The following is a 509-nucleotide window of genomic DNA, read 5'->3' as shown; positions in this document are numbered from 1 at the left end:
ACTATTTTCAACGATCAATACAGCGCGATCTTCTATCTTGGTGCGCAGTTTTGGGCGATGGGCTTACCCGTTTTACTTTGGTGTCTGATCACCAGAAATTATCAAGAGTTGCAAGCGGCTTGGCGAATCCGAAAAAGTGCAAGTATGGCTGGCATTATGATGGCATCGACTTATGGATTGGTTCTGTTTGCGATGACGATGACAGACAACGTGAGCTTAGTTGTCGCGCTGCGCCAGATCAGTATTGTATTTGGCTTACTGATGGGCATTTGGTTACTTGCGGAAAAATGGTATCTCACCCGAGGTATCGGTGTGGCTTTCATCCTTGCAGGCATTGTGTTGTCTTTAGAAGGTGCTTGAAGCGCATCAACTAAAAGGCACCCGAAGTTCAAACGGACTCCAGGTGCCTTGGAAAAGTGGGATGAGTTAGAAACGCATTTGTGCGCCAAACATCACGCCACCAGAATCAAAATCGCTGTTTTTGGCGTAATTGTATTCTAAGTTCAAAC

1 protein-coding gene and 1 pseudogene are annotated in these 509 nt (G+C 45.8%); one reads left to right on the top strand and one right to left on the bottom strand.

Annotation, left to right across the window (positions count from 1 at the left end; genetic code table 11):
• On the top strand, nt 1-360 hold a 360-nt coding region (locus R7E78_RS30850), incomplete at its 5' end, for an EamA family transporter (RefSeq protein WP_318059233.1).
• A 66-nt stretch (nt 361-426) separates the two neighbouring features.
• Here R7E78_RS30850 and R7E78_RS30845 read toward each other — a convergent pair.
• A pseudogene (locus R7E78_RS30845) lies at nt 427-509 on the bottom strand (porin family protein); the annotation flags it as partial.

Source organism: Vibrio sp. YT-19(2023) (genome assembly GCF_033337395.1).
This window is presented reverse-complemented; position numbering and strand designations above follow the sequence as displayed.